26 protein-coding genes and 2 riboswitches are annotated in these 23381 nt (G+C 40.6%); of the genes, 12 read left to right on the top strand and 14 right to left on the bottom strand.

Annotated features, from left to right (window positions below):
* Window positions 1-95: 95 nt before the first annotated feature.
* Complete coding sequence (locus B7E06_RS10105; protein WP_082233861.1) at window positions 96-2672, bottom strand: vitamin B12-dependent ribonucleotide reductase; 2577 nt, start codon at window positions 2670-2672, stop codon at window positions 96-98.
* A 372-nt stretch (window positions 2673-3044) separates the two neighbouring features.
* On the opposite strand from B7E06_RS10105, the gene B7E06_RS10100 reads away from it, so the two are divergent.
* Entirely contained in the window at window positions 3045-3425 is a 381-nt protein-coding gene (locus tag B7E06_RS10100) for a rhodanese-like domain-containing protein (RefSeq protein WP_082233860.1), read from the top strand.
* A 27-nt stretch (window positions 3426-3452) separates the two neighbouring features.
* Here the strand turns inward: B7E06_RS10100 and gcvPB are convergent, their stop codons facing one another.
* From gcvPB to gcvT, 3 genes are read right to left on the bottom strand one after another with little or no spacing between them, the layout of a single operon-like run.
* On the bottom strand, window positions 3453-4913 hold the full coding sequence (gene gcvPB / locus B7E06_RS10095; protein WP_082233859.1) for an aminomethyl-transferring glycine dehydrogenase subunit GcvPB: 1461 nt from the start codon (window positions 4911-4913) through the stop codon (window positions 3453-3455).
* On the bottom strand, window positions 4906-6255 hold the full coding sequence (gene gcvPA, locus B7E06_RS10090; RefSeq protein ID WP_082233858.1) for an aminomethyl-transferring glycine dehydrogenase subunit GcvPA: 1350 nt from the start codon (window positions 6253-6255) through the stop codon (window positions 4906-4908). The genes gcvPB and gcvPA overlap by 8 nt, the downstream gene beginning before the upstream one ends.
* Window positions 6256-6277: 22 nt before the next feature.
* Entirely contained in the window at window positions 6278-7378 is a 1101-nt protein-coding gene (gcvT, locus tag B7E06_RS10085; protein ID WP_082233857.1) for a glycine cleavage system aminomethyltransferase GcvT, read from the bottom strand.
* A 63-nt stretch (window positions 7379-7441) separates the two neighbouring features.
* A riboswitch (glycine riboswitch) is annotated at window positions 7442-7530 on the bottom strand.
* A gap of 3 nt (window positions 7531-7533) precedes the next feature.
* Window positions 7534-7625: riboswitch (glycine riboswitch) on the bottom strand.
* A gap of 167 nt (window positions 7626-7792) precedes the next feature.
* On the opposite strand from gcvT, the gene B7E06_RS10080 reads away from it, so the two are divergent.
* Together B7E06_RS10080 and B7E06_RS10075 are read left to right on the top strand one after the other, a co-directional pair.
* A complete protein-coding gene (locus B7E06_RS10080) occupies window positions 7793-9430 on the top strand; it encodes a DEAD/DEAH box helicase (RefSeq protein WP_082233856.1) in 1638 nt (545 codons plus the stop codon).
* Window positions 9427-10227 carry a YqhG family protein gene (locus B7E06_RS10075; protein WP_082233855.1) on the top strand — a complete coding sequence of 267 codons (801 nt, stop codon included), beginning with the start codon at window positions 9427-9429 and terminating at the stop codon, window positions 10225-10227. Before B7E06_RS10080 ends, B7E06_RS10075 begins: the two co-directional genes overlap by 4 nt.
* Before the next feature lie 2 nt (window positions 10228-10229).
* Here B7E06_RS10075 and B7E06_RS10070 read toward each other — a convergent pair whose 3' ends face one another.
* Both B7E06_RS10070 and B7E06_RS10065 read right to left on the bottom strand, forming a co-directional pair.
* Window positions 10230-10400, bottom strand: a complete 171-nt coding sequence (locus B7E06_RS10070) for a YqzE family protein (RefSeq protein ID WP_082233854.1) — start codon at window positions 10398-10400, stop codon at window positions 10230-10232.
* Window positions 10401-10423: 23 nt separating this feature from the next.
* Window positions 10424-10936 carry a shikimate kinase gene (locus B7E06_RS10065; RefSeq protein ID WP_082233853.1) on the bottom strand — a complete coding sequence of 171 codons (513 nt, stop codon included), beginning with the start codon at window positions 10934-10936 and terminating at the stop codon, window positions 10424-10426.
* Window positions 10937-11034: 98 nt separating this feature from the next.
* Between B7E06_RS10065 and comGA the strand changes: the two genes are divergently transcribed.
* The 7 genes from comGA to B7E06_RS10030 are packed head-to-tail and all read left to right on the top strand — an operon-like array spanning window position 11035 to window position 14879.
* Window positions 11035-12027, top strand: a complete 993-nt coding sequence (gene comGA / locus B7E06_RS10060; RefSeq protein WP_082233852.1) for a competence type IV pilus ATPase ComGA — start codon at window positions 11035-11037, stop codon at window positions 12025-12027.
* Window positions 12002-13060: a type II secretion system F family protein gene (locus B7E06_RS10055; RefSeq protein ID WP_082233851.1), complete on the top strand. Its 1059-nt coding sequence runs from the start codon at window positions 12002-12004 to the stop codon at window positions 13058-13060. The genes comGA and B7E06_RS10055 overlap by 26 nt, the downstream gene beginning before the upstream one ends.
* A gap of 14 nt (window positions 13061-13074) precedes the next feature.
* Window positions 13075-13368, top strand: a complete 294-nt coding sequence (gene comGC / locus B7E06_RS10050) for a competence type IV pilus major pilin ComGC (RefSeq protein WP_082233850.1) — start codon at window positions 13075-13077, stop codon at window positions 13366-13368.
* Window positions 13365-13799: a competence type IV pilus minor pilin ComGD gene (gene comGD / locus B7E06_RS10045; protein ID WP_179134036.1), complete on the top strand. Its 435-nt coding sequence runs from the start codon at window positions 13365-13367 to the stop codon at window positions 13797-13799. The genes comGC and comGD overlap by 4 nt, the downstream gene beginning before the upstream one ends.
* A complete protein-coding gene (locus B7E06_RS10040; protein ID WP_082233848.1) occupies window positions 13789-14112 on the top strand; it encodes a hypothetical protein in 324 nt (107 codons plus the stop codon). The genes comGD and B7E06_RS10040 overlap by 11 nt, the downstream gene beginning before the upstream one ends.
* Window positions 14096-14509, top strand: coding sequence for a competence type IV pilus minor pilin ComGF (locus tag B7E06_RS22415; RefSeq protein WP_082233847.1), 414 nt, complete (start codon window positions 14096-14098; stop codon window positions 14507-14509). Before B7E06_RS10040 ends, B7E06_RS22415 begins: the two co-directional genes overlap by 17 nt.
* Entirely contained in the window at window positions 14481-14879 is a 399-nt protein-coding gene (locus B7E06_RS10030) for a hypothetical protein (protein WP_082233846.1), read from the top strand. Before B7E06_RS22415 ends, B7E06_RS10030 begins: the two co-directional genes overlap by 29 nt.
* Here the strand turns inward: B7E06_RS10030 and B7E06_RS10025 are convergent.
* The gene (locus tag B7E06_RS10025; protein ID WP_143414480.1) at window positions 14860-15243 is read right to left on the bottom strand and encodes a Spx/MgsR family RNA polymerase-binding regulatory protein; all 384 of its coding nucleotides are present in this window, start codon (window positions 15241-15243) and stop codon (window positions 14860-14862) included. The two genes, B7E06_RS10030 and B7E06_RS10025, sit on opposite strands and share 20 nt — an antisense overlap.
* 238 nt (window positions 15244-15481) lie before the next feature.
* Between B7E06_RS10025 and B7E06_RS10020 the strand changes: the two genes are divergently transcribed.
* Window positions 15482-15727, top strand: a complete 246-nt coding sequence (locus B7E06_RS10020) for a DUF2626 domain-containing protein (RefSeq protein ID WP_082233844.1) — start codon at window positions 15482-15484, stop codon at window positions 15725-15727.
* A 39-nt stretch (window positions 15728-15766) separates the two neighbouring features.
* On the opposite strand, the gene B7E06_RS10015 is transcribed toward B7E06_RS10020, so the two are convergent.
* Window positions 15767-16390 (bottom strand): MBL fold metallo-hydrolase, encoded by a 624-nt coding sequence (locus B7E06_RS10015; protein WP_082233843.1) that lies wholly within the window; start codon window positions 16388-16390, stop codon window positions 15767-15769.
* Window positions 16391-16551: 161 nt separating this feature from the next.
* Here B7E06_RS10015 and B7E06_RS10010 point away from each other — a divergent pair, with 161 nt between their 5' ends.
* Complete coding sequence (locus B7E06_RS10010; protein WP_082233842.1) at window positions 16552-16716, top strand: DUF2759 family protein; 165 nt, start codon at window positions 16552-16554, stop codon at window positions 16714-16716.
* 212 nt (window positions 16717-16928) lie between these two features.
* Here B7E06_RS10010 and B7E06_RS10005 read toward each other — a convergent pair whose 3' ends face one another.
* The 6 genes from B7E06_RS10005 to B7E06_RS09980 all read right to left on the bottom strand — a co-directional run bounded on the left by B7E06_RS10005 (window position 16929) and on the right by B7E06_RS09980 (window position 23323).
* Window positions 16929-17717 carry an ABC transporter permease gene (locus B7E06_RS10005; protein WP_082233841.1) on the bottom strand — a complete coding sequence of 263 codons (789 nt, stop codon included), beginning with the start codon at window positions 17715-17717 and terminating at the stop codon, window positions 16929-16931.
* A 15-nt stretch (window positions 17718-17732) separates the two neighbouring features.
* The gene (locus B7E06_RS10000; protein ID WP_082233840.1) at window positions 17733-18419 is read right to left on the bottom strand and encodes an ABC transporter ATP-binding protein; all 687 of its coding nucleotides are present in this window, start codon (window positions 18417-18419) and stop codon (window positions 17733-17735) included.
* A gap of 129 nt (window positions 18420-18548) precedes the next feature.
* The gene (locus B7E06_RS09995; protein ID WP_082233839.1) at window positions 18549-20408 is read right to left on the bottom strand and encodes an LTA synthase family protein; all 1860 of its coding nucleotides are present in this window, start codon (window positions 20406-20408) and stop codon (window positions 18549-18551) included.
* Between the two features lie 213 nt (window positions 20409-20621).
* Window positions 20622-21578 (bottom strand): ROK family glucokinase, encoded by a 957-nt coding sequence (locus B7E06_RS09990; RefSeq protein WP_082233838.1) that lies wholly within the window; start codon window positions 21576-21578, stop codon window positions 20622-20624.
* 5 nt (window positions 21579-21583) lie between these two features.
* Window positions 21584-21793: a YqgQ family protein gene (locus B7E06_RS09985; RefSeq protein WP_082233837.1), complete on the bottom strand. Its 210-nt coding sequence runs from the start codon at window positions 21791-21793 to the stop codon at window positions 21584-21586.
* A gap of 72 nt (window positions 21794-21865) precedes the next feature.
* Window positions 21866-23323 (bottom strand): spore germination protein, encoded by a 1458-nt coding sequence (locus B7E06_RS09980; protein WP_082233836.1) that lies wholly within the window; start codon window positions 23321-23323, stop codon window positions 21866-21868.
* Window positions 23324-23381: the final 58 nt, after the last annotated feature.

Here is a 23381-nt window from a genome sequence, read left to right as displayed (position 1 = left end):
CAAAGATAAACTTATCATTCCTCTCATACTTTTACTTAACAAACAGAAAGAAAAAAAGCTGCCGGGTAATTTTCCGGCAACCCTTTCTTACTCTATTATAATCCGCATTTCAGCTGGGCATTACAATTCGTACATGTGTTACAGCCGCCGATATCCTCTACTGTTCCTTTTCGGCAGACTGGACATGTATCTCCCACTTCTGAACCAATGGTTACGTTCGTTTTTTCAAGCTCATGAATTGTATCCATTAGAACGACGCGCGGTTTATTATCTTCTTCAAATTCGAACTCCGTCTGTTCACCATCAAAAGCATTTTCCTCTGCCTTTAATGTCAAAACCTGACTGTCACGGCTGCCATCTACATAAACAGTACCGCCTTTTGCACCGCCATGATAAAGACGCTGATATACTTTTTCTACTTGTTCTACAGTATAACCTTTAGGCGCGTTCACAGTCTTGGAAATTGAGCTGTCAACCCAGCGCTGGATAATGCATTGCGTATCTGCGTGAGCCTCAGGTGCCATCGTCATGGCTGTAATAAACCAATCTGGCAGGTGATCTGGGTCCTGATCAGGATTTGCTTCCAAATACTCCTTCACAATATCTGCTTTTACCTCAATAAATTTGCCTAAACGTCCGCTTCTAAAATAAGAGAAGGAGAAGTAAGGCTCCAGTCCCGTGCTGACACCCACCATTGTACCAGTACTTCCTGTAGGAGCAACCGTCAGGAGATGGGAATTACGGATTCCGTATTTTAACACTCCATCTCGAATATCTTCCGGCATATCTCTCATATAACCGGTCTGGATAAAGCTTTCTCTTAACTGTCTAGTTTCCTCATCAGTCTTACCGACTAAGAACGGAAAGCTTCCTTTTTCTTGAGCCAGTTCAATTGATGCGCGATAAGCTGTTGTCGCAATTACTTCAAATATTTCATCAACCAGCTTATTTCCTTTTTCCGATCCGTATTCGGTTTCGCAATAGATTAAAAGATCATGAAGTCCCATAACGCCAAGGCCGACTCGGCGCTCGCCAAGTGCCTGCTTTTTATTTTCCTCCAGGAAGTAAGGAGTGGCATCAATGACATTGTCCTGCATTCTCACCCCTGTGGCTACTGTTTCTCTAAGCTTATCAAAATTTACTTTCTTCGCTTCTTTATCAGCAACAGCTGCTAAGTTTACAGCTGCGAGATTGCATACAGAATAAGGGGCAAGGGGCTGTTCGCCACATGGATTTGTTGCCACCACTTTGTGTCCATAAGCACTGGCATTTGTTTTTTCATTAGCATTGTCGATAAAGAAAATACCAGGTTCTGCGGAGTATGTCGCACAAATGTTAATCAGTTTCCACAGTTCTTCTGCCTGAACGGTGCGATAAGTCTTCACTCCTAAACCTCTTGCTTCCCATTCCCTGACATCTCCGCTTTCCTGCCATTCAGCATTATAAACTGCCATTTCTTCGGGTGTGTAGGATTCTACATCCGGAAAGCGCAAGTGGTACTTTGTTTCATTTTCTACCGCTTCCATAAATTCCTTCGTAATACAGACAGAAATATTCGCCCCTGTCAGGAAATCCGGATTATTCACTGTATAAGTACCTCCGGTTTGCAGCTTATCTTCTGCTTCACGGATCGCAAGTTCTGTAAACCCTCCAAGACCTGGCATAGTTTTGTAGTTCACAACGCTTTGATATAAATCTTTTTCCGTTTCAGTTAACGGTGTAAACTTCAGTTTGTCCTTTGCCAGGCTCTTGATTTGTTCATCTTCTGTATTTTCGATCAAGTAGCGAAGAATTCTCGGATTCTGCATTTTTGAAATGATAAACTCAATAATATCCGGGTGCCAGTCAGCTAACATAATCATTTGTGCTCCGCGTCTTGAACCGCCCTGTTCTACTAAATGAGTCAGTTTAGCGATATCGTCAAGCCAGGAAACAGAACCAGATGATTTACCATTCACACCACGGGCCAATGTATTTCGAGGTCGTAATGTGGAGCCATTTGTCCCTACACCGCCGCCTCGTGACATAATCTCCATTACCTGTTTGCGATGATCGGAAATGCCTTCGCGTGAATCCTGAATATATGGCATTACATAGCAGTTAAAATAAGTAACGTCTGTACCTGAGCCAGCTCCATAAAGAACCCGGCCGGCAGGGATGAAGTTTAAACTCGATAATTCATCATAGAACTTTTCAAAGCTCTCCTGTCTTCTCCGTTCATCAACTTCTACCGCCGAAAGGCCTGTGGCGTTTCTTAAAGCAATTTGCTCGTAATATACTTCAAGAGGCTTGTCGATGGTATCCAGATTTCTCGTAATTAATCCTGTTTCCTGCTGCTCTTTATTCTCCAGCACATTTACAAATTCCGGTTCCACTTTTACGACAGCTTTGTGGGTATTCCAATCAATAGACTGGATAAAACCAAAGCCTCGAGCTGGGAACTTAGGATCATCTTTTACTGTAAGAACAACAAAATCACCTTCAGAGAGAGTAACTTTCTCTGTATCTTTAAAGGCATAACGGTCGAGCATAACCAATCGTGATACCCCGCTGTGAGTAAGTTTCATGTCAGGTGTAATTTCATGCACCTGTTCAAATTGTCTTATGTCTGCATTTAAACGGTCAATATCGATTTTAGAGTTAGCATCACTGCTAGTGGACGTAATCTGCATCCAAGTCTCTCCCTTCTCCATGCTTCACGAGAGGAAGCATGTCGTACCTCTATTTTTATTAATCTATTAGTAACATACCACATTTTTAAATTTTTAATCAATATATTGTACTCAAAATTATTCCACTCTCCATATATTGTGTTCTTGAACAACTATGTAGAAGTTTGTCAATTATTAAATTATCCATTTAATTGAGCGAAACAGAGATAATGAAAGAAAATAACCTTCTATTTCCCTGTCACTGGATTTTTTCTTACTTGCAAGATTGTACCTGATTTAATGAGCAGAGTCCATGAAACGGCTTAAAATAAAAACTTTGAAATCAAACGGCAAGCCTCATATAATAGATAGGGGAAGAGGGGGTATTAATGAATGGAACTTTGGATTTTACTAGGAGCCATTATTTTCTTAATCGGCTTTGGAATCTTTCGGTATTTAAAAGCTAGAAAAGTATTAAAAACATTAACAGAAGATGAGTTTCGCCAAGGATACAGAAAAGCACAGCTTATCGATGTTCGCGAGCCGAAGGAATTTGATGGCGGTCATATATTGGGAGCCAGAAATATTCCGCTGTCTCAAATGAGAAATCGTCTCGTTGAAATTCGCAAAGACAAGCCTGTCTATCTCTACTGCCAGAGTGGAGCCCGTTCCACACGTGCTGCGCTCATGCTCGATAAAAAAGGCTATAAAGAATTAAATCAGCTGCAAGGCGGATTTAAAAAGTGGAACGGAAAAATTAAAAAGAAAAACTAAAGACGCTGCATTTCAGCAGCGTCTTTTTTATTCTTTCGTATATCTTAGGATAGGTTTTCTTGCCGCTTTTGTCTCATCCATACGGCTTACAATCGTTGTATGAGGAGCTTCCTGGACGATTTCAGGATTCTCTTTCGCTTCCTCTGCAATTTGCAGCATAGCGGATATGAAAGCATCGAGAGTTTCTTTAGACTCTGTTTCTGTCGGCTCTGCCATAATAGCTTCCTCTACATTAATCGGGAAGTAGATAGTCGGCGGATGGTAGCCGAAATCTAACAGCCGCTTTGCAATATCAAGTGTGCGGACGCCAAGTTTTTTCTGTCGTTTTCCAGATAAAATAAATTCATGCTTACAATGCTGATCATAAGGCAGTTCGTATTCTTTTTGCAGTCGGCGCATCATATAGTTGGCGTTTAATACAGCATACTCACTAACTTTCTTCAGACCTTCTGCTCCCATTGTACGAATATACGTATAGGCACGGACATTGATTCCAAAGTTTCCGTAATACGGTTTTACTCTTCCGATCGATTTAGGACGGTCGTATTCAAAACCGAACTGATCCCCTTTTTTCACAAGCAGCGGCTTTGGAAGATAAGGCTCAAACTCTGCGGTGACACCTACGGGTCCTGACCCCGGTCCTCCACCGCCATGCGGGCCTGTAAACGTCTTATGAAGATTTAAGTGTACAACATCAAATCCCATATCACCCGGGCGCGCGTATCCAAGAATAGCATTCAGGTTCGCGCCATCATAGTAAAGCTTACCACCCGCTTCATGAACAATGGCTGCCATTTGTTCAATATTTTCTTCAAATAGTCCAAGCGTATTGGGATTTGTCAGCATAAGGGCGGCCGTCTGTTCATCGACTACTCGCTTTAAATCTTCCAAATCGACAAGGCCCCGATCATCAGATTTTACGGTTACCGCTTCAAATCCTGCAACAGTGGCTGATGCCGGGTTAGTACCATGAGCAGAGTCTGGTACGATAACTTTCGTACGGTTATAATCTCCATTAGCTTCATGATAAGCACGAATCATCATGAGTCCTGTCCATTCCCCATGGGCTCCTGCAGCAGGCTGCAGGGTTACCGTATCCATTCCGGTAATTTCAGCAAGCGTTGTCTGCAAATCATACAACAACCCCAGGGCTCCCTGGACGGTTTCTTCAGACTGTAATGGGTGAATATGAGCAAACCCTTCAAGCCGGGCGATATCTTCGTTTACTTTTGGATTGTATTTCATCGTACAGGATCCGAGCGGATAAAAACCTGAATCCACACCATGGTTTCGAGTAGACAGTCCTGTATAATGCCTCATAATCTGCAGTTCACTAAGCTCCGGAAGATCCGGTGCTTCACTTCTGACAAATGTTTCACCAAGCATTTCCTCTACATTTGATTCTGGAACATCAAGTTCTGGCAGGCTGAAGCCTGTACGGCTTTCCTGGCTCAATTCAAAAATTAATGGAAAGTCCTGATTAGACACAAATATCCCCCATTTCTCTAATGAATTGATCAATCTCTTCTTTAGTTCGGATTTCGGTTATGGCTATTAGCATGTTCCCTTGAAGTTCATCGAAATCCCGATTTAAGTCGTAGCCTCCGATGATTCCCTTTTCTAGCAGCTTTTTATTAACTTCTGTCACATCACGTTTTAAGTCGATTACCAGTTCATTAAAGAATGAGCCATTAAATGCTGTTACAAAGCCAGCCTTCTCCAACTGACTCTTCATGTAAGCTGCTTTTTGAATATTCATCCATGACATTCTTTTTAATCCCTGCTTCCCTAGGGAAGATAACGCTACTGAAGATGCGAGGGCATTTAATGCCTGATTGGAACAAATATTTGAAGTTGCTTTATCACGTCGAATATGCTGCTCACGCGCCTGAAGAGTAAGTACGAAGCCACGCCGTCCTTCTTCATCGTTCGTCTGGCCGACTAGTCGCCCCGGTACTTTTCTCATCAGCTTCTTAGTCGTGGCAAAATAGCCACAATGCGGCCCCCCATATTGAGCTGGAATTCCAAAGACCTGTGTATCACCGACTACAATGTCTGCCCCAAATTCTCCCGGCGGTGTAAGATAGCCTAAGGCTAATGGGTTGCTAGAAGCAATCAGCATTGTTTTCTTCTGGCGATCTACAAGTTGTTTCACTTGATCCAACGGCTCTACCTGGCCAAAAAAGTTAGGATATTGAACGACAACGCTCGCCGTATTTTCATCAAGCTCGCTCTCAAGCTGCTCTAAATCCGTCAGTCCGTCTTTATGATTGATTTCAACAATCTCAAGGTCAGGTCCCTTTACATATGAATGGATAACCGCAAGCGACTCGGGGTGAATGGCTTTAGAAACTAGTACTTTTTTCTTTTTCGTCTGTCCTGCTGAAAGGTTTACAGCTTCAGCTAATGCGGTGCCCCCATCATACATGGAGGAGTTGGCCACATCCATGCCTGTCAGCTCACAGATCATCGTCTGGAACTCAAAGATTGCCTGCAGTTCTCCTTGTGAAATTTCCGGCTGATAAGGAGTATAAGCTGTATAAAATTCGGACCGGGAAATTACGTGATCCACGATAGAAGGTATATAGTGGTCATAAACCCCTGCCCCAAGAAAACTTGTATGGCTTTTCGTACTGATATTCTGATTGGAGAGCTCTGTCAGCTCTTTTGTCAGTGCATATTCATTTTTTGGCGGCTTAATATTCAATTCGCCTTTGAATCGGACATTTTCTGGAATATCTGCAAATAGTTCTTTTGTTGATGATACACCAATCGTTTCCAGCATTTCTTTCTTATCTTTTTCTGTCATAGGTAAATAGCGAAATTCCATAGATGATACCCTCCCTCTTTCTCTACCTTTTATAAAATGGAGTCGGCACTATTTGCGCACGTAATGTACGTTTACGGACTTGCACTTCTACTTGAGTACCCACCTCTGTGTATTCTTTGTCCAACAGAGCCAGACCGACATTCTTGCCTAATGTTGGAGATTGAGTGCCTGTTGTAACAAAACCAATTTCCTTTTCTCCGTCAAAAACCTGATAGCCTGTACGGGGAATTCCTTTATCGATCATTTCAATTCCTACGATCTTGCGGGATAATCCTTCTTCTTTTTGCTTTTTCAAGGCTTTCTTGCCGATAAAGTCAGCTTCTTTGTTCAGCTTAACTGCAAAGCCAAGTCCAGCTTCCAGAGGCGAAATTTCTGGACTGAGCTCCTGACCATAAAGCGCAAGGTTAGCCTCGAACCTCAATGTGTCTCTGGCTCCAAGACCAATCGGCTGGACACCATATTGTTCTCCTGCTTTTAAAATAGCTTGCCATAGCGCTGGACCTGAGCCGCTTGACAGATAAATTTCAAAGCCGTCCTCGCCAGTATAGCCGGTACGTGATACGATCGCCTTATCTTTTACATCTTTAAAAGAAACATTCTGAAGAAAGCGGAAAAATTTAATGGATGAAAGATCTTCATCTGTTAGCTGCTGAAGCGCTTTTTCAGCGTGCGGACCTTGCAGCGCCAACTGGACATACTCATCTGAAACATCGGTAATGGAAACATTTCCCTCCTGTTGAGATTTCAGCCACTCGACGTCCTTCTCACGGTTGGCGGCATTTACGACAAGCAGGTATTTATCGACATCAAGCATATACACGATAAGGTCATCTACTGTGCCTCCGTCTTCATAGCACATAATCGTATACTGAGCTTTTCCTCTTTCCAGTTTGGAGACATCATTTGTCAGCACTTTTTGCAGGAAAGGAAGACTGTTTTCTCCCTCTACCAGCACTTCTCCCATATGAGAAACATCAAAGAGTCCCGCCTCGTTCCGTGTAGCTTCATGTTCTTTCTTAATACTCGTAAACTGCACAGGCAGGTCCCATCCGCCAAAATCAATTGTTTTAGCCCCTTGTTTTTGATATTCATCAAAAAGAGGGGTTCGCTTTAAATCTGCCATTTTCTCACTCCTTGATCAATTTTTCCCATAAAAAAGAGAGACTCCACCGCTTATCTTAGGAGTCTCTGTCCATTAACCAGAAAGTTTCACACTGCCGAGCAGACAGCACTTGCTTCTTGGGTGGTTTATTATTACATAAACACTCTCCAGAGCTGCGTCCTGCAGAGGTCTGCTTTGCCTGAGAGATTCACAATAAATTGCTTGCTCCTTCGGCGCTACATTATGTAGACTCTCCCCCTGCAGTCATCCGCTTTAGTATTTTGTTAGATTAATTTGGATATACTAACCTTTAAAGCTAACGACAAATCTCTATTAATTTCAGCTTCATTATACCATAGCGTTACTTGTCGTACAGGCCGGTTTTTAAAATTTCAAAAAAATCTTGCAGCAGCTGTTTTTTTAGGAGGTCTACGAATGATTAATCTTCAATATGATCCGTCATTTATTAAAGAATTGAATATACAGCTGGAACAAACAGATTCGCTCTGTTCATGGGAAGAATATAAACTTGCCTATAAAAGCCTGGAATTGCAGTCGATCCCCTCTTTTGATGGGCTTCTTTCTATAGAGCAGCTTCCTCATATGAATTTTCTTGAACATCAGGTAAAAGCCTGTGAAACAGTTGTTCATGAAATGAATGGGCGTGCCATACTTGCTGACGAAGTAGGGCTTGGAAAAACTCTTGAAGCAGGGCTTATCTTAAAAGAATATATGATTCGTGGAATGGCAAAGAAAGTGCTGATCTTGACCCCTGCCTCTCTCGTTAACCAGTGGATCCAGGAATTAAGCGAGAAATTCTACATTCAGGCCGCTGCCCCTAGAAAAAAACATGCAGATTGGAAAAACTGGGATATTACAGTTACCTCTATTGATATGGCTAAGAGAGAGCGGCACCGTGAAGAAATTCTCGATATCGATTACGACTTAATTATTATTGACGAAGCCCATAAGCTTAAAAATCATCAAACCAAAAACTATCAATTTGTGAAGCAGCTGAAAAAAACATACTGCCTTCTGCTCACAGCAACGCCGATACAAAACCATTTAAGTGATCTGTTTAATCTCGTTTCGATATTAAAGCCAGGGTATTTAGGAGATTTAACTACTTTTAAGAAAAAATACAAAAACGTAAATTTAGAAGATAAAGAAAACCAGCAGCATATTCATTCCCTGCTGAATAAATTGATGATCCGCAACTTACGAAAAGATACCGGTCTTGATGCCTCAAAGCGGAATGTAAAGAATATTACGCTCTCTTTTAATGAGGAAGAGCAGAGTTTCTACAATAACCTGGAAGAAATTAGAGCAGCCTATCCTTCTTTCACATGGCTGACCCTTGCTAAAGAGCTATGCTCCTCAAGAGAAGCATGCTATATGTCACTGAAAGCGATGAACGAAAAACAGCCTTCTGAGCTGCTCACATCTATGATGGAAAAGCTCGGCACACTCCCCCACCATACGAAAGCAGAAAAAATGGCAGACTTAATTGAAAAGTCAGGGGAAAAATTTATAGTGTTCACCGAATACAGGGCCAGCCAATTTTACCTGCAGTGGTTTCTTCAGCAGCGCGGAATATCTTCTGTGCCATTCAGCGGGAAATTCAATAAGAGTAAGCGTGATTGGATGAAACAGCTCTTTAGAACGAAAGCACAGGTTATGGTTGCGACTGAAGCAGGCGCTGAAGGAATTAACCTCCAGTTCTGCCATAACATGATCAATTATGATCTTCCCTGGAATCCAATGCGACTTGAACAGCGGATCGGCCGTATTCACCGTTTCGGACAGGAGTCCAATGTGAACATATATAACTTTTCCATAAAGAACACACTGGAGGAGTATATTATGAATCTTCTTTATGAAAAGATTCAACTCTTTCAAAACGCGGTTGGTGATCTTGATGCCATTTTAGAAAGAATACCGGGCGGAACTTTTGAAAGCCACGTCCAAAAAATACTTCAGGAGTCAGAATCTCAAGGAGAAATCGATATAAAAATGAAAAACCTTGTGAGTTATGTGGAGTATACGGTAAATGAAAGGAAGGAATTAAGTTGACATCCAATCCGCACTATGAATTTACAAAAGAATTTTTTACTATTAATGGATGTACGATTGAAGAAAGAGACGATAAGTTTATTAAAGTCCAGCTTACCCAGGAGCTGGATGAAGCATTAATGAACCGTCCTTTTTATTGGCACTATATTAAAAAAATGAACAGGTCCGGCGACCCGATGAGTTTGTCTTTTAAAGACATCCGTTTAGGAGATGAGGAAGAAGGGGTTTTTCTTCATGCAGGCACACCTAAGCTCCATCAAATTTATGATTTCGCCCTGGAGAAGGGAAAATTCACAAGGTTATACGAATCCATTCCTTATCCGATGACACATCTTCCCCTTCAGCCCTGGCTGTTTGTAAATATTCTACTGACTTTTCGGGGAAAACAAACGCGAAATGAAATTTTATCCCTCGGGCTTAATTTAATAAACGGTGTCGTTCTATCCAAGGCTATGGATAAAATAAAAGACCTTCCCTTAACTTCGAAGGTCTCTGACTATACTTTTCCTATGACGCCTTTAATTAGGATCGAGAGCGGTTATAACCGTCTGCTGGAATACGCACAAGATTATATTTCCAGAATGAGCAGTACGTGGGCAGAGGAATCTGAACATCAGCTGAATACAGAGACAGGGCTTTTAGAAGATTTTTACAACCGCAATGATATGGAAGAGGAATCCTATAAGAAAGAAGCCAGGCAGCTCGAAATTCGCTATAAGCCGAGAATTACCTTTGAAACAGCCAATGGCGGCCTATTCTATCTTTCTATATCTACAGGACAAAAAGTAGCCCGCTAAGGCTACTTTTTATTTTTTCGTCTTATCATTTTTATGGCAAGCGGTAAAAGTCCAAACCAGTGTGATGAGCCTTTAGATTTCAACTGCTTTTTCTCAAGCTTCTCTTCTTTTGTCATGTGCATATGTTTAAGCATTTCTTCAGTCAAAAACTGCGCATAGTCACTCTTCTTCAAATTTTATCACGCCTTTTTTATCATTATCTCTCTTTATTATGGCCCGAGATTTGAAGGTTTAGACAGGATAATACTTCATCAGCAATTTCTTCAGGCTCTTTTCCATCCACCTTTACTGTACAGGAAGCTGACGACTGATAGAGCGGCAGACGTTCCTCATACCGTTTGTTATTCTCATTTTTCTGGCCGGACCAGAGCGGCCTGCTCATATCCCCGCTAAGTCGTTCATCAATCGTCTCAAATGAAGCATCCAGGTAAACAACGGTGTTCCCTTTGAGCCATTTGCGGTTTTCATCGGAAAGGACAATACCGCCCCCTGTTGATACAATCACATCGCCGCTTATAGATTGCAGCAGCTCTGATTCAGCCTTCCTGAAATAAGCCTCTCCATATTTTTGAAAAATTTCTGGAATCGATAAACCTTCTTTTTGTTCGATCTGCTGATCCATTTCTATGTATTCATAATTTAATTTTCTGCTGAGAACAGAAGCAACAGTTGATTTTCCGCTTCCCATATATCCAATAAGATAAATCATTTTCATTCCTCCATTTATGTGTGCAGCCTAAGCAGGATTTTACGTGCTGATGTCGAATAGTACAACTAAGACTAATAAAAAATGAGGTGATATTTTAGGTGAGTACCGCAGTCATTAATGCAAGAGAACTTATTTCTACAGCTATTGAGCAGGCAGCTTCGGATATCCACTTTTCTCCTTTCAAAAGTAAAACAAGTATTTACTTTCGCATCCACGGAGAACGTCACTTCCACTCATCTCTTCCCCGGCCGGTATACCAAAAACTTCTCGCTTATCTAAAGTTTACATCAGGTATGGATATCGGTGAAGTGACTAAACCGCAAAACGGAGTGTTAGAACACAGAACAAGTGATGCCCTCTACAGCCTCAGGCTCTCCACACTGCCTATTGATTCTTCCGAAAGCCTGGCCATCCGCATTCTTTCCCCGCATAACCATTTGGAGTTACAACGCCTATTCCTTTTTCCTTCACAATTAGAAGTAATAAAACAGTGGCTTTCTCACAAAAGCGGCATGATCCTATTTACCGGGGCAACCGGAAGCGGAAAAACCACTACTTTATATGCTCTTCTTGAATCCCTTATGGAAAATCAGTCCTATCAGACGATCACCCTTGAAGACCCGATAGAAAAAAATATCAGTGAAGTTATTCAGGTACAAGTTAATGAACGTGCAGGCGTCACTTATGATACCGGTTTAAAAGCAGCTTTAAGACATGATCCTGACCTGTTGATGGTGGGTGAAATCCGGGATCAGGAGACCGCACATTTTGCTTTTCGAGCTGCGCTTAGCGGACATCTTGTAATAAGTACTATTCACGCTAAAGATGCTTTTGGAACCATTCAGCGGTTAAAAGAGATGAAAATAAAGACAGTGGAATTAGAGCAGACCTTAATTGCCATCGCCGCCCAGCAGCTGCTGCCAATAAAAAAGATGAGAACAGCACCCCCAAGAGCCGCGATTGTAGAATTGTTAGAAAAAGAAACACTGCTAAAGGCTATAAAAAATATCCCTCCCACTGATGACCCTTCTTATCAGACCTTCTCTTCATTAAGGAGGAAAGCTTATGCCCTCGGCTTTACACTATCTTAGAAGATTAAATTCTAAAGAGCCCCCCAAAATCTCTATTAAAAAACAGATTACCTATTTAAACCGATTGAGTAAACTGCTTAGCAAAGGTTACCCAATTTCAAATTCATTAAGAATGGCCAGCTGGGATCCTGCGTTTCACAATATTTCAAACCAGCTGCTTGAAGAGCTAAATAATGGAAGTCCGATTGATACTGCTTTTAAAAAAGCTAATTTTTCTTCCCATGTCGTAGCTTTTCTTTACTTTGCAAGAATTCATCAGGACCTTCCCCTCTTAATCAGTCAATGTGCCGATCTGCTGCAGTTGCAGTATGATTACTCTAAAAAACTTCTAGACGCCATGAGATATCCTTTATTTTTATTTGTTTTTTTAATACTTTCTTTTGGCGTTATAAAACATACTATACTTCCCAGCTTTCACACGTTATTTAGTAACAGCGGCACTCCACCATGGAGCCTCCTGATTTTAAAGGGAGTAGATACTTTTTTAACAGCGGCGTTTATAGTTTTTCTTGTCTTCTTAATCAGTTGTACTGCTTTTTACGCGCTAAAGCAGAAATTGGCAACTCCTCAGCTTCTTGCGCTTTATGAAAAAATTCCTCTTGTAAAAAGTTATATGGTGTTTACCATTACTTTTTCATTCGCAACACACCTCAGTTCTCTCCTTAAATCCGGCCTTTCTTTAAAACCTGCCCTTGAGCTTATAAATGAACAGAAGCGCAGTCCCTATATCTCTTATTATGCTGCTAATATTCTCAGACATTTAAACGAAGGTCATTTACTTGGATCTTCTGTCCATACTTGTACATTTCTTCGAGAACAAATTACTTCCATCTTTCATGAAACGTCAGACCTGGATAACTTAAGCCGGGAACTCCAGGTTCTTTCTGAGTTATTAATTGATCAGTTAAAAGAAAAACTAACAAAATTCATCCAAATTCTTCAGCCTTTATTTTTCATAGGGATCGCCTGTATAGTTGTGCTTATTTATGCCTCAATTATGCTCCCTCTCTATCAATGGCTGAACCAAATTTAAAAGGAGATTAGATTATGTTTAACCAAAAAGGATTCACTCTTATAGAAATGCTCATTGTCCTGCTTATAATTTCTGTCCTCCTAATGATCGCCATTCCTAATCTTACCAACAACACAGACAGTGTTCGAGATAAAGGATGTGAAGCTCTGATTCTTACCGCTGAAGCACAGGTAGAAGCCTACTTTATAGAAAATGAAGAGTATCCTGCAACTCTTGACGAGCTCGTCGATGAGGGATATTTAAATACAGCCACGTGCCCGAATGGCGATACAATCGGATACTCCGAAGGAAGAATTCAGGCCCCTTGAATAACAAGGGGTATACGCTCAGCGAAGTGATCCTTGTACTGACTATTTTCTCTATCTTTTTACTGCTCACAGCTCCATTACCAGCTAAACTCCATAGTAAAACAGAGGCCGATCTTTATTTAGAGCAGCTAAAAAGTGATCTGCTGCTCGCCCAGCAGTTGACGATGCAGGATCACCCTAGATACTGGATAATGATCCGTCCTTCTTCTAACGAATATTACTTATACGATGGACAAGCCAGAAAATCGGTTTTCATTCGTACTTTTCCTCCTGATTGGACCATTCAGCTTCAAAGTTTAAGCGTCCCTATTCGTTTTAACACAGCAGGTACTCTGGAACGGCCGGGAACGATGTTTATATCAACCTCCTCGAACAGATATAAAATTACTTTTCCTTTTGGAAAAAGCAGGGTGAGAATAGATGAACAATAGTGGATTTACATTAATTGAAGTGATAAGCGCCTTTGGACTTTTGCTCCTTATTATCCTCTTTACTCTTCCTTTCTTAAGCCAAATGCGCCTGGAGCAAAAAAACCTCTCAATAGAGCGGATGAATGTTCTAGATTTAGAAAGTAAGCTTTATGAAATCAATCAAGATACTTCCTTTCCTATCCATACGACCGGGGAATGGGCAGATTTTATTTTAAAACAGTCGTCGGGATATATTGAGGGATGCGCCAGGTGGAAAGGGGAAGGAAAACGTGCTCAGAAAAAAGAAGTATGTTTGTATGTTCCTCTCCCATAAAGAAGGTTTCACTTTAGCCGAAACGATTATGACCCTAACTGTATTATCTATCCTCCTTACGTTCAGTCTGCCTATTCTAAAAATTTATGAGAGCCCCACCTACACAGCGGAGATGAGCATCTTTCAATATTTCAATTTTATTCAAGATGAAATAAATAGAAGCAGAGATTGGAGGATTGAAAAGGATACGCTGGTCATAATCGATAATACAGATCGTCGGGTTACAATCTCACAATATAATCAGGACATCCGTCGACAGGTAAACGGTTCTGGACACGAACTATTAATACAGGATCTGAGCTTTCATTTAATTTCGCAAAAGGATCATCATTTATTTATAGAATTACGGACAACAGAAGGGAAAACCTATGAAAAAATTATTTATTCTCCTAAATGATGACAGAGGTTTTATTTTCCCATGGTTCTTAATCGCTTCACTTATTATGATTATGATCACCGTGTCGATCTCTCATCAATATAAAAATGAAATAATATCTACTGCGTCTAACACCTCTCAAGCGCAGCTTCAGAACCTCCTTAATTATGGTCAAACCATGATGAAGGAAACCAGTGAATTTACAGATCCCGTTCTATATAAACTTCCCTCGGGGTCAGTTATCATCACCTGCCATCCCTTTTCTGAAGAAATGGATGAGTGCTTAATGGAAGCAGAACTAAACAACGGTAAAAACATGTCCATAAAAAAACAGTATCCCGCCGGTATGGTGCGAAATACTGTACTAAATTCTATGAAATTTGTTCGCTGAACTCTTTGCGCCTATTTGTTATGCCTCGAAGTCCTTCTACATTGTACCCTACAACTAATTTTTCCCCATCCGTAAGTATCGGACGGCGTAAGAGCTTTGGTTTTTCCATGACAAGTTCAAGAAACTCATTTACAGACATTTCATCTACATTTATGCTCAATTTTTTAAATTCCTTACTCCGTTTGGCTAAAATTTCATCAATTCCATTAGTTGTTAAAGAAAGAATCCGTTTAAGCTCCTCGGTGTTAGGGGTATCTCTAAACAAGTGTTGTTCTTTAAAAGCAATATCCTGACTCTTAAGCCAAGCTTTCGTACGGCGACAAGATGTGCAACTCGGGTAGCTGTAAAACGTTAATCCTTCCATCATGATCGCTCCTTTAAGTATTGATGAGATTCGCTCTCTGTATAATCATTGTATAACCTTTGTACAATAATTTAAACCTATTTTTTCGACATTCTTCGATTATTTTTTAAATGTTTAAAAATAGGAAAAAGGAGGAAAGATAGTAAACGTTACCACGTTATATTTACTTTCAGCGTGCAGTCGTTTATAATATGGATGATAGTTTTACGATGTTAGATGAAAAAGGAGGGGGAAAAGCATGGACCGCACCTTTCGAATGCTGGCTTTTTGGACGGGTATCTTTGCTGTCTTGTTCTATACGGGAGACATGGTGGAAGCGGCATTTTTATCTCTTGCTCAAACGGCCTTTTTCCTTACAATTGGCTTTCTGAAGCTGTCTGAACGTATGTATGTATACATATTCTTTTCATACCTGACAGTATTTATGATTGGTTTTACGTACTACTCATCTTTTATTCTTGTACCTTCATTTGGAGGTCACTAAAAAAACCTGTTATCCTCCTTCGGATAACAGGTTTTTTTATTATTGGAGAAAAGGATTGTTTAATCTTTCTGCTTCGATGGTGGTCGGGCTTCCATGACCCGGATAGATTCTCATATCATTTCTAAGCGACAGCAGCTGAGTATTAATACTGTCGATCAGCTGTTGATGGTCGCCTCCCGGAAGATCTGTACGGCCGATTCCACTCTGAAAGAGCGTATCGCCGGCGATAGTAAACCGCTGATTTCTAAACACGAGTGACACACTTCCGGGTGAATGTCCTGGAGTGTGGCGAATTTCAAATGTGAACGGCCCTAACTCCATTGGCCCCGGTTGTAAGTCATATTCAGCAGGGGCTGCCGTAATTTCTCCCATTTGAAAAAATGAAGATCCATTTAAGGAGCTGTCTGTGAGCCAGTTGTGTTCCGCCTTATGCAAGTAAACAGGTACATTATATGCATTTCTTACTTCTTCCACAGCCCCAATATGATCAAAATGGGCATGAGTTAATATTACAGCCAGTACTTCTACTTTTTTCTCACTCACTAAATTTTTCAGTTTTTCAAAGTCACCGCCAGGGTCAACGATAAGTGCTTTTCCCTGTTCAGTTATAATATAAGCATTTGTTCCTAATGGCCCTAAAGGAAGCCGGGTAATTTTCAACATGACGTCCACCTCTTCTTAACCGTTATAAATTCAATCGAGAAGACTCGACAAATCAGCGCTTTTCATATAAAATAAATGGAGATTAAAGCGCTACATAGAATAAGTATAACATCCTTAACTTTGCGGTGATACTAAGGAAAAGCACTTGGGAGGTCATAAATATGTTTACAGCCATTCTTCTTTTAATTGTTACGATTCTGTGCATTTTTGCAGTCTTTCGAGAACTGAAAACTAAAAACTTTTTTGCTGTAGCTTTTGCAGGCTTGTCTGCTCTTGTTTTTGGATGGTTCTCCATCATGACCATTTATGCAAACTTGTTCGGCTAAATCGAAAAACCAGCGGCTATTATAGCTGCTGGTTTTTTACTGGCTGCAGAAAAATTTTAGAGTTCCTTTTGCTTCACATAGAGAATCGGGCTGGAGGAAACGACTTGTTTTCTCAGTCTTTTTTCTTTTGTTCCAGTAATCTGCGTTGAAACCGTAAAAGCAAGTTTCATCATCCTAGTAAAAACCAGCTACATAATTAGCAGCTGGTTTATTTAGTGGGATTGGGCCCGTATTTCTTCTTCTGTTCGGAGCAGCTGGTCATTTTCGTTAAAAAAGTATTTATACATGGACAGGGTGATAAACATCGCACTAAGTGAAACAGATGAAAAGATACTTAAAGAAATGACGAGCTGATATTTAATCGCCATTACAGGATCGACCCCCCCGAGGATGAGCCCTGTCATCATACCCGGCAACTGAACAAGTCCAATTGTTTTTAACTGATCCACATTAGGTATTAATGCTGCGTTTAGTGTTTTTTGAACAATCAGTTTAGAGGCTGTTTTCGGCTTAGCTCCTAATGAAAGAGCAGCTAATAAACGGCCGTTGTTTTCTTTAAATTCATTTTTCATTCTTTCAAGTGCCAGCCCCATAGCTACCATGCTGTTTCCTATAACCATTCCGCTCATCGGAATGACTTCTGAGGGGGTGAATTGTACCATATCAAACGCCAGCCACATGCTCAGCACCCCGGCTTCTATAATTATGAGGCCAACTAAAAGATACCAGAGAACATTCGGTAGTTCTTTCCCTTTCTTACGCGCATGAAAAGAAGCGACTACGATCATAATACTAATCATAATTGGAATTCCTATAACCGCAGGTAAATCAAATAAGTAGGTAAGTAAGTATCCAATGGCAAATAACTGAATGGTCCCCCTGATAGAAGACCACATAATGTTCTTGCTCATTCCCAGTTGATATAAATAGGAAAGAGACAAGGGGATTAACACAAATATGATAAGAAATAATAAGGACTGATTTGTAATTTCCGGCTCCATAAGCGATCTCTCCCTCTACTCTTCAAGAAATTCTGCAAGTTCCCGAGATGCAGGTCGGTTCAGCATGTCAGGTAATCTTCCATCTTCTTTTATTGTTCCATCCATTAAAAACAAACCTCTATTCCCCAGGCGTTCTGCCTGCTTTAAATTATGGGTTACCATAATCATAGATAAACCGTTCTCTTTAATTAAACGATCCAGGACCTCCTCAATTTCTTCTGCTGTCCGATAGTCAAGAGCGCTTGTCGGCTCATCGAGTAAAAGTACTTCTGGCTTATTCGCCAGTGTCCTGGCCAGTGAAACTCGCTGTTTTTCCCCACCAGATAGCTGCTCTACATCTCTCTCTAAGTATGAAGCCGGCAACTGTACATATTCAAGAAGCTCCCCCCCGTTTTTCCCTTCCCATTCCTCAAAAAGACTGGGTCCATATTTGAGGTTATCTATAACCGTTCCCGGGAAAAGATTCGGTTCCTGAAGGACAAGTCCTGCTTTTTTCCTCAATTGAGAAACTGATTGATTTACAATATTCTCACCTTCATAATAAATAGTTCCTGAATCAGGGCTGTATAGTCTGTTAAATAGAAACAACAGCGTACTTTTCCCTGCTCCTGATGGACCAAATAAAATAACCCGCTCTTTCCTCTCAATTTTAAAATTCAAGTTCTTTAATGGACCACAGGATACATTTTCAAATGAAAACATAACGCTTGTCCCCCCTTTTTATCTATCTAAATCTTTCACTAAAAGATACGTAATTATACCTACCCTAAAGAGAAGTGAGTTAAGCAAAAAGCCATTATGGATAGTTTCCACAATGGCTTTTTCATTTACTTATTTAAATTCATAGAACCTGAACAAATCACCATATATAATATCGTTTGAATATTGAAGTTCTTTATCTACTTTTTCCCGAATTGGCTGGCATGCCTCTTCTTCTGGGGCAATCTCTGCTCCTGACTCCCTCTCGTAACAGATATCTTTAGTATAAATATACTCGTCGCTTACGAAGCTTCCATCACGCATGGCAATGAAATTTTTACGGTCTTCTGAAAACATATCCGAGCCAAAATTTAAGTCTCTCATATCCTGAATACCAAGAAGGTTTAATAAAGTCGGCTTTACATCAATCTGCCCTACGACTTCTTCTCGCACCTCTCCTTTTTCGTATCCTGGGATATGAATCATAAAGGGTACTCTTTGGAGCTTCATATGTTCATATGGATTGATTTCTTTACCTAGGAATTCACCCATTGCTTTATTGTGAAATTCACTGATTCCATAATGGTCACCCATTAAGATTATAATTGAATCTTCATAAAGCCCGGCCTCTTTCAGCTCTTTGAAAAAACCTTCAAGTGCCTCATCTGTATACCTGGCTGTCTGAAAATACTGATTCAAGGTCTGTGATCCAGAATTATACTTATCGATGTTTGCTTTCTCTTCTGGCAGTTCAAATGGAAAGTGGTGGGTTAACGTAATAAATTTACTGTAAAATGGCTGCTTTTGTTCTTTTAAATATGGTATGGACTGTTTAAAAAACTCTTTATCTTCAAGTCCCCAGCCAAATGTATTCTCTGGTGTTTCTTCAAAGGATTCTTCACCAAAAAAATGATCATAACCGATATTCTCGTACATTACCTCACGGTTCCAAAAACTCTTATTATTCGAATGATAAACGGAAGAATAATATCCATTATTTTTTAATATTTCTGGAAGTGCATGATACTCATTTTGCGCATGAGTAAAATAAACAGCTCCACGGTCCAATGGATAAAGCGAGTTTTCTGTAATAAATTCCGAGTCAGAGGTTTTCCCCTGTGCCGTTTGATGATAAAAATTCTTGAACCAGATCGTATCCTTGCTTTCTTTAAGATCATTTAAGAACGGAGTCGTTTCCGTTCCATTTATCTCTGAATCTAAGAGGAAATTTTGAAAGGATTCAACGCTAATGAAAATCACATTCTTGTCTTCAGCTACTCCATACATCTCCGAAGGCTCGTTTGATCCAGTTTCCTCTCTCATATAGTTACCAATTTTATTTACATCACTTCCATCAGCGAAAACCCTCTGTGCTTTTGTCTTTGTGTGCATGGTCGCATCATATAAATGGTAATTATAGAGGCCGATATTTTTTACGAGATACTCTCTGTCAAATGCACGAACAAACAGCATGGGCCGTTCAATTTCTGCAAGCACTACGTTTCCGGCAAGCAGCAGAAAAGTAACGGCTGTAGCTGCAATCTTCGCATGACGGTTCAAAATGACAGCTGGTTCTTCAAGCCTTTTACTTAAATACCAGACTAATACTACATCCAGAAGCAGAAGCAAATCTTCAAAGTGAATGAGTGTCAATATACTAGATGTTAAATCTGCCGCATTACTTCCTTGAAAAAGAACTGGGATAGTAATAAAATCGGTAAAGTTGCGATAAAAAACTAAATTAAAATATAAAACAAGAGTTCCAAGCAACATGGCCACGCGCAAGTATCTTATCTGGTTTTTTGGTTTCAGCCATACGCTGAGGGCAAAAACAAAATAGGCGCTTGCCAGCGGGTTTAAAAATAAAATAAATTCCTGGAGTGCATTCTCAATGGACAAGTCAAACATAAATCTGTAAACAAAGTATGTTTTCAGCCCAAATAAGAATGAGGCAATTATAAATAAGGGTAGGCGCAATCTATTCAACTGCATGGTGTTGTCCTCCTTCACCCCGCAACGTCAAACAAATGTGTAGTCACAAAGATGTTTTTAAATTAATCCACGGTTATCTCTTTTTAAAACCGCGTCCATTTTATTATGACGAATATAGTATCATAAAAGTTTCACAAAATATAGTTTCACTTCTGTGCAGACGATGCAGACAATACATAGACGATTTCCTTAAGGACAAACCCTACAGTTTTTTTATCCTTTATGATACTGCTTGACGAGAAAAGCTCCTCCGATAACTCCGGCATCATTTCCGAGTTCAGCGAGCTCAAAAGTACAAGCTTCTCCAGCACGTGGGAGGACATAAGAATCATAGGCTTCCTTTAGCGGAGTTAACAGTTGATCCCCAGCTGCGGAAACACCGCCGCCCAGAACTATTTTGCTCGGATTTGTAACCACTGTTAAGTTTGAAAGCGCAAGTCCCAGTGTATCTGTGACGTTTTGAAGGACTTCTGCCGCCGCTCTATCTCCTTGATGCGCCGCTTGAAACACATCTTTTGCCGTAATGTTATCTAGCTTAGACAGATTAGAATCTGGATATTCTTGAAACTTTTCCTTTGCTTTCCTTACAATAGCTGTTGCCGACGTTTCTGTCTCAAGACACCCACTTCTCCCGCAGTTACATGGAGCTCCCCCGGAAGTTTTAACGAGCATGTGGCCGATTTCTGCCGCCGTCCCATTTGCTCCATTAATAACTTCACCATTAGCAACTATTCCTCCGCCAACCCCTGTTCCGAGAGTAACAGCAATCATGTTGTCTACTCCTCGTCCGGCTCCTAGCCAGTTTTCCCCAAGTGCTGCCAGGTTGGCATCATTATCCACCCATACAGGAAGTCCCGTTAGTTCCTGAAGTTCATTTCCAAAATCGAAATTCTTCCAGCCGATATTAATCGCTTCATTTATGTATCCTGTACTCGAGTCAACAAAACCAGGGGCTCCTGCCCCGATTCCTAATATTGAAGACTTATGTAGATCGAGTTCTTTTAATGCCAATTCGATGGCAGTTTTAATATCTGCAGTAATATTTGCCCCTTTATTTGTAGTATCTGTTGGAATTTCCCATTTCTTCACAATTACCCCATCTGTAGAAATTACAGCCAGTTTAACAGTAGTTCCTCCAATATCTGCTCCAATACTGTATAATTCTTTCATCCAAATCACTCTCCTGTTTTTTTATCTTTTAGTACTGCTATTTCAGACCTGAGCAGCATGACAGCAAGTTCAAATTGTTCTTTAGGAAGACATTGAGACTTGTATAATTCCATAATCTCTTCTTCCATTAGTTCAAGCTCAGCAAGGCGGTCACCAATATAGATAAAAGTCCCGAACTTTTTTAATAATTGTTGTACATCATAAATTGTTTTCATTTTTAATCACCTTTTTTTATTATACCAATCGCTCCCTTTAATGAAAACGTTAAAAATCCCCGGCCGGGAAAATTATCGGTCGGGGTCTTTCGGATGAAGAAATACAGGCCTGCGATTCTTTAGCGGAATTGGGGAGCGAATAAACACGTCCCTGAAAGGCCTTAAAGAAAAAGGCATAAATGGCCAAAAATAAGGTGTCTTAAAAGTATTCATATGAGTTAAATAAAGGATCCAGAAGGTAATTCCAATCATATATCCTTTTACACCGAATAAGCCGGTAACAATCAACAGGGCAATTCGGGTGATGCGATCAGCCATACCTACTTCATAGGAAGGGGTTGCAAACGTCCCTATTGCAGCAATTGAAAGATAAAGAACTACTTCTATTGAAAACAGTCCTACGTCTACTGCTACCTGCCCTATTAAAATGGCGGCTACAAGCCCCAGAGCCGTAGCTAGTGAGGATGGGGTGTGGATAGCAGCCATTCTAAGCATATCAATTCCTATCTCAGCTATTAAAAATTGAATGATTAGCGGGATTCTTCCTGTATCTTCAGGACCAAAGAAGGATAAGTCTACCGGGAGAATTTCTGGCTGAATAGAAAATAAATAATATAGCGGCAACAGAAAAATGGATACAAATAATGCAATAAATCGAACCCAGCGCAGGTAAGCACCGACGAGCGGCTTCTGCCGGTACTCTTCAGCATGCTGCATATGATGCCAAAATGTAGCAGGGGTAATCATGACGCTTGGGGAACCATCAATTATTACTAGAATATGACCTTCATAAAGATGAGCAGCTGCTGTGTCCGGACGCTCCGTATATCGAATTACCGGGTAAGGGTTCCAGTGACGTCCGCTGATGAACTCTTCAACTGTCTTCTCTGCCATAGGAAGGGCGTCTGTGTCTATTTCATGAAGAACGCGGCGCAGATGTTCAACCCTTTCATCATCGGCAATTTCTTTTAAATAACAAAGACATACGTCTGTTTGTGAGCGCCTGCCGATTTGTATATATTCCATCCGGAGCGAATGGTCTCTTACTCTCCTTCGGGTGAGAGCCGTATTAAAAACAATGGTTTCCACATACCCATCACGAGGACCTCTCACCACCCGTTCGAGATCAGGTTCTTCTGGTCCTCTTACGGGATAAGTTCTGGCATCGATCATAATAATTTCATCGATACCTTCTACTACGAGCGCAGTTGGTCCTGCCAGTACGAGATCTGCTGCCTGGTTAAGATCCTTCACTCTATCCAATTCAACATAAGAAAGGCGGGTTTTAAATAATTTCTCCAGGGGATCCGGATCTAAATCATCCGGTTCAAGATGTGCGAGCTCCCTCATTAAATAGTGAAGGATCTCATCCTTTACAAACCCATCAATCATAAAGAGAGACATTCTTCTATTGGCATATAAAAGGTCGAGATGGATGACATCAAAACTCTCATCTACCCCTAAGTAGTTTGTTAAATATTTTATATTATCATCATATTGGCTGAATATCGGCTGTTCTTTTCTCTTCATAACGTCCGCCCCTAATCTTACTTATCAGATTTAGGTTGTGCCATTAATGAAAAAACAT

This window comes from Halobacillus massiliensis (genome assembly GCF_900166625.1).
Lineage (GTDB): Bacteria > Bacillota > Bacilli > Bacillales > Halobacillaceae > Halobacillus_A > Halobacillus_A massiliensis.
Note: the sequence above shows the minus strand (reverse complement) of the source record. Positions and strands in the feature narration are given on the sequence as shown.

Excerpts from the sequence above, each read along its gene's own strand:
- B7E06_RS10105 (WP_082233861.1), bottom strand. The coding sequence starts at position 2,672 with ATGCAGATTACGTCCACTAGCAGTGATGCTAACTCTAAAATCGATATT.
- B7E06_RS10100 (WP_082233860.1), top strand. The coding sequence starts at position 3,045 with ATGGAACTTTGGATTTTACTAGGAGCCATTATTTTCTTAATCGGCTTT.
- gcvPA (WP_082233858.1), bottom strand. The coding sequence starts at position 6,255 with ATGGAATTTCGCTATTTACCTATGACAGAAAAAGATAAGAAAGAAATG.
- gcvT (WP_082233857.1), bottom strand. The coding sequence starts at position 7,378 with ATGGCAGATTTAAAGCGAACCCCTCTTTTTGATGAATATCAAAAACAA.
- B7E06_RS10080 (WP_082233856.1), top strand. The coding sequence starts at position 7,793 with ATGATTAATCTTCAATATGATCCGTCATTTATTAAAGAATTGAATATA.
- B7E06_RS10065 (WP_082233853.1), bottom strand. The coding sequence starts at position 10,936 with ATGATTTATCTTATTGGATATATGGGAAGCGGAAAATCAACTGTTGCT.
- B7E06_RS10055 (WP_082233851.1), top strand. The coding sequence starts at position 12,002 with ATGCCCTCGGCTTTACACTATCTTAGAAGATTAAATTCTAAAGAGCCC.
- comGC (WP_082233850.1), top strand. The coding sequence starts at position 13,075 with ATGTTTAACCAAAAAGGATTCACTCTTATAGAAATGCTCATTGTCCTG.
- B7E06_RS10040 (WP_082233848.1), top strand. The coding sequence starts at position 13,789 with ATGAACAATAGTGGATTTACATTAATTGAAGTGATAAGCGCCTTTGGA.
- B7E06_RS22415 (WP_082233847.1), top strand. The coding sequence starts at position 14,096 with ATGTTCCTCTCCCATAAAGAAGGTTTCACTTTAGCCGAAACGATTATG.
- B7E06_RS10030 (WP_082233846.1), top strand. The coding sequence starts at position 14,481 with ATGAAAAAATTATTTATTCTCCTAAATGATGACAGAGGTTTTATTTTC.
- B7E06_RS10025 (WP_143414480.1), bottom strand. The coding sequence starts at position 15,243 with ATGGAAGGATTAACGTTTTACAGCTACCCGAGTTGCACATCTTGTCGC.
- B7E06_RS10020 (WP_082233844.1), top strand. The coding sequence starts at position 15,482 with ATGGACCGCACCTTTCGAATGCTGGCTTTTTGGACGGGTATCTTTGCT.
- B7E06_RS10015 (WP_082233843.1), bottom strand. The coding sequence starts at position 16,390 with ATGTTGAAAATTACCCGGCTTCCTTTAGGGCCATTAGGAACAAATGCT.
- B7E06_RS10010 (WP_082233842.1), top strand. The coding sequence starts at position 16,552 with ATGTTTACAGCCATTCTTCTTTTAATTGTTACGATTCTGTGCATTTTT.
- B7E06_RS10005 (WP_082233841.1), bottom strand. The coding sequence starts at position 17,717 with ATGGAGCCGGAAATTACAAATCAGTCCTTATTATTTCTTATCATATTT.
- B7E06_RS10000 (WP_082233840.1), bottom strand. The coding sequence starts at position 18,419 with ATGTTTTCATTTGAAAATGTATCCTGTGGTCCATTAAAGAACTTGAAT.
- B7E06_RS09995 (WP_082233839.1), bottom strand. The coding sequence starts at position 20,408 with ATGCAGTTGAATAGATTGCGCCTACCCTTATTTATAATTGCCTCATTC.
- B7E06_RS09990 (WP_082233838.1), bottom strand. The coding sequence starts at position 21,578 with ATGAAAGAATTATACAGTATTGGAGCAGATATTGGAGGAACTACTGTT.
- B7E06_RS09985 (WP_082233837.1), bottom strand. The coding sequence starts at position 21,793 with ATGAAAACAATTTATGATGTACAACAATTATTAAAAAAGTTCGGGACT.
- B7E06_RS09980 (WP_082233836.1), bottom strand. The coding sequence starts at position 23,323 with ATGAAGAGAAAAGAACAGCCGATATTCAGCCAATATGATGATAATATA.